The sequence below is a fragment of the Variovorax sp. P1_H12_2 genome (assembly GCF_056405335.1).
The window spans coordinates 1-6,873 of sequence record NZ_JBFUCI010000353.1; the positions used below are offsets into that span (position 1 = coordinate 1).

Genomic DNA, 6,873 nt, shown 5'->3' on the forward strand with positions numbered 1-6,873 from the left:
GTTGTCGACGCGGTCGAACCACGACTCCCAGCGCTTGCCGCCATCCGCGGTGCGCAGCACGAGCCCGTAGGCGCCGACCACGAAGCCCTGGCTGGGGCTGTGGAAATGCAGGTCGAGGAAGGGCTTGTCGGGGCCGGCCTCGGCGTTGCGCCTGGCTTCGTCGAGCAGCTTGCGGTCGGTGTCGCTGGCATCGGCCGCGGCGGTGCGTTGCTGCATCTGGTCGAGCACCAGCGCATTGGCCTGGCGTCCGTCGAGCAGTCGCTTCCAACCGAGGCCGCCGTCGCGCGTGCCGAGCACCACGCCGTCGTGGCCGGTGGCAAAGCCGATGCTGTCGTCGACGAAACGCACGGCGGTGAGGTCGGTGCTCACCGGCACCATGGACTGCACCCATGCCTGGCCGCCGTCGGACGAATGCAAGACGTGGCCGCGCTGCCCGACGGCCACCAGGCGGTCGCCGGCGCGCGCGATGCCGGTGATGAGGCGCTGGTCGGCCACCGCGCTCATGCGTGCCGGCAGGTCGAGCATCTCGCTGCCGCTATGGGCTCGGCCGGCTTCGCCGGCGCGGGCGGACACGCCCGCGCCGGAAGCCAGGGCGGCCAGGAGGATGCTGCGACGCTGCATGCCTTCTCCCGTCAGCGCACGCCGGAGCCGGCCAGGGCGTCCGCGGACCAGGCGTTGGCCGACTGCGGCTCCATGAATTTCAGGCCGACGTTGTAGGCGCCCATCAGGCCGGTCATGTTGTAGCCGCCGGTGGTGAAGTCGTGGAACGACTGGCCGACGCTGGTCGGTGCGGGCACTTCGTAGGCGGGGTTCGAGTACACGAAGCCGGCGCGGTAGAGCTGGCCGCGTGCGTCGTATTCGTCCGAAGCCACGGCGATCCAGCTGTCCTCGTCGATGTAGAAGGTGCGCTTGGCGTAGATGTGGCGCTTGTCGGCCTTCAGCGTGGCCTCGACCACCCACACGCGATGCGGTTCCCAGCGCACGTAGTCCGGGTTCAGGTGGTTCGGCGTGGTGGTCGCGTACGGATCCTTCGCGTAGATCAGCTTGAACGCGTTGTAGGGGACAAGCATCTCCTGCTTGCCGACCAGCTTGAAGTCGTAGCGGTCCATCGCACCGTTGAAGACCCAGGCGTCGTCGTACGTCGATGCGCCGGCCGAGCCGGGGTTCGGCGTGTCGTAGGCGATATCGGGTGCGAGCTTGACGCGGCGCTGGCCGGGCAGGTACTGCCAGGCGCGGCGGCCGTACTTCATCGGRTTGATGTAGTCCTGCGCCAGCAGCGCTTCACCRTTGCGGCGGGCCGGCGCKGTGTAGGCGATCTTGGTGCGGAAGTAGATGTCGCTGTCGCTCGAGGCGCCGGTGCGCTTCGGGTCGTAGTAYGGATAGTCCATGTGGATCTGGCCGGTGGTGGCGAGCACCGCCTTGCCGGACGAATCCACATTGATCGAGTCGTACTGCGTGTAGGAGCTCTGGCCGGTGAAGCGCAGCAGGTGGTTCCACATCGCTTCGTTGCCGGTCTTCGGGATCGGGAAGGGAATGCCCGCGTAGGTGCCTTCCAGGCCCAGTCCGTCGTCGGTGGTCTTGACGGCGGTGGCGTTCTTCACCGTGTTGTCGAGCACGTACTTCGGGAAGGCCATCGAGCGATGCGACGGGTACACGTCGACGCGCATCGTCGGGTACTTCTTCAGCATCTCCCTGGTGCCGGCGGTCAGCTTGGATTCGTACTGCGCCATGTTCTGCGCCGTGATGGCGTAGAGCGGCTTCTCGGCGGCGTACGGGTCGGGACGGATGCCCGAGCCCTTCTCGTAGCCGGCCGGCGGCGTGGTCAGGCCGCCGGTGTACTCGGGGATCGTCTTGTCGGCATTGCCGGCGCGCTCGGCGCCGGTCTGGGTGAGCGTGGTGCCCAGCTTCTTCGCTTCATCGGGCCCGACGGCAGCGAGGACGGACTGGGCGGCGAGCGCGATCACTGCGCCGGCCACGAGGGTGAGTTTCTTCATGGGAATGTCTCCGTTCGGTAGGGGATCGGTCGACCTCAGAAGGTCGTCTTGAAAGTCAGCAGCACGTGGCCGCGGTCGGACAGCAGCGCGTTGACGCTCTCGGCGACGTTCATCGCACCGGCCGCCGTGGTGCTGTAGTTGCCATAAAAGCCGACATAGCGCAGCGCGAAGTTGTATTTGTTTCGCACATCCGCGGCGACGCCCAGCGAGTAGGAGCCGTTGTTCTTGGCACCGCCCGTCGTCACGGCCGAGATGCCCGAGAGACCTCCGCCCCAACTCAGCGGCAAAGACAGGTCCACGCCGGGGTAGACCTGGAACCAGGTCGGCGTGAAGTTGATCGCGAGGCCGAAGTAGTCGCGCGTCACCGCATCGACGTTGGCGGCGACCGCACGGTAGGCCGCGCTGCCCTTGAAGACATTGGGGTTCTGCGCCACGCTCAGCCAGCGGTTCCAGGTGACTTCGGCCATCCAGGTGGCGCTGTCCCACAGCGGCGTCCTGGAGACCGAGCCGATCAGATTGAACACGCCGTGCATGGTGTTGCCCACCGCGCCGGGCGCGCCGCCGTTGGCAAGCTGCGCGGGAGTGATCTGGCCGAGCGCCGGATTCGCCAGGCCGGCCGGGAGTACCTGCACCGGCGTGCTCTGCAGCGGCATGTTGTGGCGGTAGCTCAGTTCGGCGCCGAAGCTCAGGCCGGCGATGTTCTTCGCCAGGCTCAGGCCGTAGATGTCGATGTCGCGGCCGTAGAAGGCCTGGTACTGGCCGAGGTAGCCGGCGCGGATCTGCTGCAGCGTGGCGGCCCCCGGGTTGATGTAGCAGGTGGTCGGGCCGATGGCGGTCGCGCCGGCACGGGCGCAGGCGGCGGCCGGCACGGCGGCCACTGCCGGCGTCAGCGCGAGCTGAGGCTGGATGTCCGCGGTGCGGCGGCCGTAGAGGCCGGCGGTGCCGTCGAGCCAGTCGGGGCTCCAGCGTGCCGACAGGCCGAAGTCGCCGTTCTTGTTGGGCTCGCCCGCGGTGGCCTGCAGCAGCCGCTGGCCCGGGCCCGTGATCAGCGACTGGCCGCCATAGAGCAGTGCGTCGTTGACCGTCAGGTAGCTGCCCGATTCCGGATAGCGCGCCGCTTCCCAGTCGAAGAAGGTCTGCGCCGACAGCGCCAGGTCCGGGGCCGGCTGCACCTGCAGGGTCATCTGCGTGCGCGGGCGATAGAGCTCCTTGGCCTCGATGCCGGGCGTCGCCAGCGCCTTCCAGAGGTCCAGCGAATACTGGCCGTAGGAGATGCCGTGGATCGCGCCGCCGCCCAGCAGGCTTTCGCCCCAGTAGACGGTGGTCTTGCCGAGCCGCAGGCCGACGTTGGTGTCGCCGAAGTCGCGGCTGCCGAACACGAAGGCGTCGAGCAGTTCGCCCGACGGGCCCTTGGCATAGCGGCTGGTGTAGGGCGACAGGATGCCCGCGGTCGGCAGGCCGTACGACAGGGTGTTGGCGGTGGCGTTGTTGTGGTTGTCCAGGCTGTTGTAGGCACCGTCGGCCCAGGCGTCGCCGCTCACGCGAAAGCCGTACTTCTTGTCGACCACCATGTCGAACTCGCTCAGCAGGTCGAGCCGGCTGGCGATCAGGGCGCCGTTGCCGAAGTTGCGGTCGCCGTCGTCGTTGTTCGGATTGCCGAGGATCGCCTTGGACTGGTCCTGCGTGCGATAGCCCAGGTTGTAGCGCACCGTGTTGTCCCAGCGAAGCACGACATCCGGATTCCCGGTATCGATCTCCATGGCGCGTGAGGTTGAGGCGATCGCGAGGAGCGCGAGCGCTGCGGAAGTCAATGCGCTGAGGCGGTGCCTGGTGACCGGCGTGCGCGTGAAGTGCTGGGGCATGGAGTTGTCTCTTGAATTCTTTTTCTGATGAGATGGCGGCGAAGATGCCCGCTCAGGCGATCAGCTTGACGACGTTGTGATAGCTGTTCGGCAGCAACCGCGACAGCCAGAACAGCGTTGAGGACTGGTTGCCCGTCACGACACGCTTCTTGCCTAGCCGCACGCCTTTCAGGATGGCGGCTGCGCAGTCCTCTGGCGGCGTGGTGAGCAGCTTTTCGCCCAAGGCCGAGAAGCGCGCCTCTTCCTTTCCAGCGTTCTTGCATCGCCGGCCGGCTCGCTCGAAGTTTGTCTTGATGCCGCCAGGATGCACGCTGAGCGCCCGCACGCCAGTGCCTTCGAGTTCACGCCACAGACACTCGGTGAGTCCTCGAACGCCGAATTTGGATATGTTGTAGGCGCTCTGGGCCGGAAAGCCGACCAGTCCGAACACGCTCGACATGTTGACAATGCAGCCCTCGCGCTGCGACAACATCATCGGCAGAAAGGCCTTGGTGCCGTAGATCACGCCCCACAGGTTGATGTTGAGTTGCCACTCGATCTCCTCGATCTCGAGATGCTCCACAGTGCCGATAACGGTGACGCCGGCATTGTTAAACACGAAATGAGCAGTGCCGAAGTCGCTACKCACGGCGTCGGCGTGGGCGAAGACTGCTTCCCGCGACGAGACGTCCAGGGAATAGCCCCGGGCCTCGGTGCCGACCGGCAGTTGCCGAATGGTCTGCGCCAGTCCGGCAGCGTCGATGTCCGACAGCGCCAGGCGGGCGCCGGCGGCGGCCAGCTGAAGGGCCAGCGCCCGACCGATGCCCGATCCGGCGCCGGTGATGACCGCGACCTTGCCTTTGAAATGGGGTTGCACGAAGTCTCCTTAGTTCTTGGTGAGAATATGAATGGCAAGGGCGGCCTCTTCGATGCCCTGGAGGCCGCCCCCGTTTTCCTGGATGGCATGGCGCGCGCCGTGAACCTGGCGTGCGCCGGCTTCACCGCGCAGTTGAGTGACCAGCTCGTGGATCTGGCCAAGCCCGGTCGCGCCCAAGGGGTGGCCCTTGGACTCCAGGCCGCCGGAGGGATTGATCGGAATGCGTCCGCCGATGGTGAAGTCGCCGCGCTCTGCGGCGGGGCCGCCTTGTCCGAGCGGGACAAGGCCGAGGTTTTCGGCCTGGATGATCTCGCCCATCGCGGACGCATCGTGCACCTCGGCCACGTGCATGTCGCCGGGGCCGAGCGCGGCCTGGTCGTAGGCCTGCTGCGCTGCGAGCCGGCCGATGTTGAGATCCGGCTGATCGAGCCCGCGCACGGTGAAGCTGCGCATCACGCTCGCAGCGACTTTCACGTTGCGCGAAGCCAATGCGCTGATGCGGCGCAGGCCCTCCGCGGTGCAGATGATGACCGCCGCCGCACCGTCGGACAGCGGCGCGCACATCGGCAAGGTCAACGGATAGGTGATGGGCGGCGCGGCCAGGACTTCGTCGATGGTGAATGGCTTGCGAATCTGCGACAGCGGGTTGTGCACGGAGTGCAGATGGTTCTTGGCCGAAACCGCCGCGATCTGTCGCTGCGTGGTGCCGTGCGTCTTCATGTGATGACGGCACAACGCCGCGTAGATCGCCATGAAGCGGCTGTAGGGCTTGTCGGATTCCGACCCCGGAGGCGGCTCGATGCCCTCGCCCATGCGCATCAACTGCTCGTAGTTCTGCTGTGCGCGCGAGACGTCCCAGCCGGCCTCGAAGAGCGCGAAGGCCTTGGGCTTGTCGGCGACGTTCATCTTCTCCGCGCCCAGCGCGAGTGCGATGTCGCAGGCGCCCGCCTTCAGGTGCTGGACGGCCAAGTGGAGCGCCGTGCTGCCGGAGGCGCAGGCGTTCTCGACGTTGAAGATCGGAATGCCTGCGATGCYGCTCTTGCCGAGGACGACCTGGCCCGGGATCGAGAGCTGCCCCTGCAGCGGCCCGTTGGTCACGCCCGAGTAGAAAGCCGCGTCGAGATCGCCGACGTAGCATCCCGCATCCTGCAGGGCGCCGTTCAGCGCTTCGCCCGCCATGTCTTCGAGCGAACGCTCCGGATGGCGACCGAACACGGTCATCCCGACGCCGGCAATGTAGATGCCGTTCATGGTGGCCTCAGGCCGCGCTGCGCTGCAGGAAGCGCAGGAACAGCAGCGAGTAGATGACGTCTCCGCTCACCAAGAGCGCCATTTGCGGCGTCGTGCTGCCCGCAAGCCAGTTCGCCCAGACGATCGCCACGACCGCCAGCTTGCCGAGCACACCCAACGCGACGATGCCGCGGTAGGCGGTCGGTGCCATTCCGACCAGCCAGTAGCCGCACCCGAAGACGAAGATGGCGCCGAGGGTGATCTGACCGAACAGGGACTGCAGCGGCGGCTCCAGGCCCAGCGCATGCGCAAGGAGCGCCAGGATCAACACGGCGCCCCAGTTGAAGAGCGCAGCGGAATAGAAAAGGGCCTTGGTTTGTGCGAGTGTCATCGTGGTTCTCATGGAGGTGTGGCGGTGCGGGAGCGCTCAGATCGCACGTGAGGCATGGGCCCAGTAGGGAGCCCGCAAGTCCTTCTTGAGGACCTTGCCTGCGGCACTGCGCGGCAGCGCGGCCGTGAAGTCGATCGTTTTCGGCGACTTCACCGGACCGAGCTTCTCGCGGCACAGCGCGATCAACTCGTCGGCGCCGACTTCCTGGCCGGGGCTCAGCTCGACGACGGCCTTCACCGCCTCGCCCCATTTCTCGTCGGGCACGCCGATGACGGCACAGTCCTGGACGGCGGGGTGCGCCCAGATCACCTGCTCGACTTCGCTCGGATAGACGTTGAAGCCGCCGCTGATGATCATGTCTTTCTTGCGGTCGGTGATGTGCAGGTAGCCCTCGGCGTCGAGGTGCCCGACGTCACCGGTATGCAGCCAGCCATCGACGAGGGTCTCGGCGGTCTTCTCCGGGGCCTTGTAGTAGCCCTTCATGACCAGGTCGCCGCGCACGCAGATCTCGCCGGTCTCGCCCTGCGCCAGCAGTTCGAC

At 66.8% G+C, this 6,873-nt stretch carries 7 protein-coding genes; all 7 read right to left on the reverse strand.

Annotation, left to right across the window (positions count from 1 at the left end; translation table 11 throughout):
* Positions 1-621, reverse strand: a 621-nt coding sequence (locus AC1D2K_RS26675) for a WD40/YVTN/BNR-like repeat-containing protein (RefSeq protein ID WP_478092353.1), incomplete at its 3' end; no start/stop codon positions are given.
* Between the two features lie 11 nt (positions 622-632).
* Positions 633-1,994 (reverse strand): DUF1329 domain-containing protein, encoded by a 1,362-nt coding sequence (locus AC1D2K_RS26680; RefSeq protein ID WP_478092355.1) that lies wholly within the window; start codon positions 1,992-1,994, stop codon positions 633-635.
* A 35-nt stretch (positions 1,995-2,029) separates the two neighbouring features.
* Positions 2,030-3,856: a DUF1302 domain-containing protein gene (locus AC1D2K_RS26685; RefSeq protein WP_478092357.1), complete on the reverse strand. Its 1,827-nt coding sequence runs from the start codon at positions 3,854-3,856 to the stop codon at positions 2,030-2,032.
* Positions 3,857-3,908: 52 nt separating this feature from the next.
* Complete coding sequence (locus AC1D2K_RS26690; protein WP_478092358.1) at positions 3,909-4,712, reverse strand: SDR family NAD(P)-dependent oxidoreductase; 804 nt, start codon at positions 4,710-4,712, stop codon at positions 3,909-3,911.
* Between the two features lie 9 nt (positions 4,713-4,721).
* Complete coding sequence (locus tag AC1D2K_RS26695) at positions 4,722-5,963, reverse strand: thiolase family protein (protein ID WP_478092359.1); 1,242 nt, start codon at positions 5,961-5,963, stop codon at positions 4,722-4,724.
* Between the two features lie 7 nt (positions 5,964-5,970).
* A complete protein-coding gene (locus AC1D2K_RS26700; RefSeq protein WP_478092361.1) occupies positions 5,971-6,333 on the reverse strand; it encodes a hypothetical protein in 363 nt (120 codons plus the stop codon).
* 36 nt (positions 6,334-6,369) lie between these two features.
* Positions 6,370-6,873, reverse strand: a 504-nt coding sequence (locus AC1D2K_RS26705) for a class I adenylate-forming enzyme family protein (RefSeq protein ID WP_478092362.1), incomplete at its 5' end; no start/stop codon positions are given.

Bases quoted from the DNA above. Each gene is read 5' to 3' on its own strand.
- AC1D2K_RS26685 (WP_478092357.1), bottom strand. From the start codon at position 3,856: ATGCCCCAGCACTTCACGCGCACGCCGGTCACCAGGCACCGCCTCAGC.
- AC1D2K_RS26700 (WP_478092361.1), bottom strand. From the start codon at position 6,333: ATGACACTCGCACAAACCAAGGCCCTTTTCTATTCCGCTGCGCTCTTC.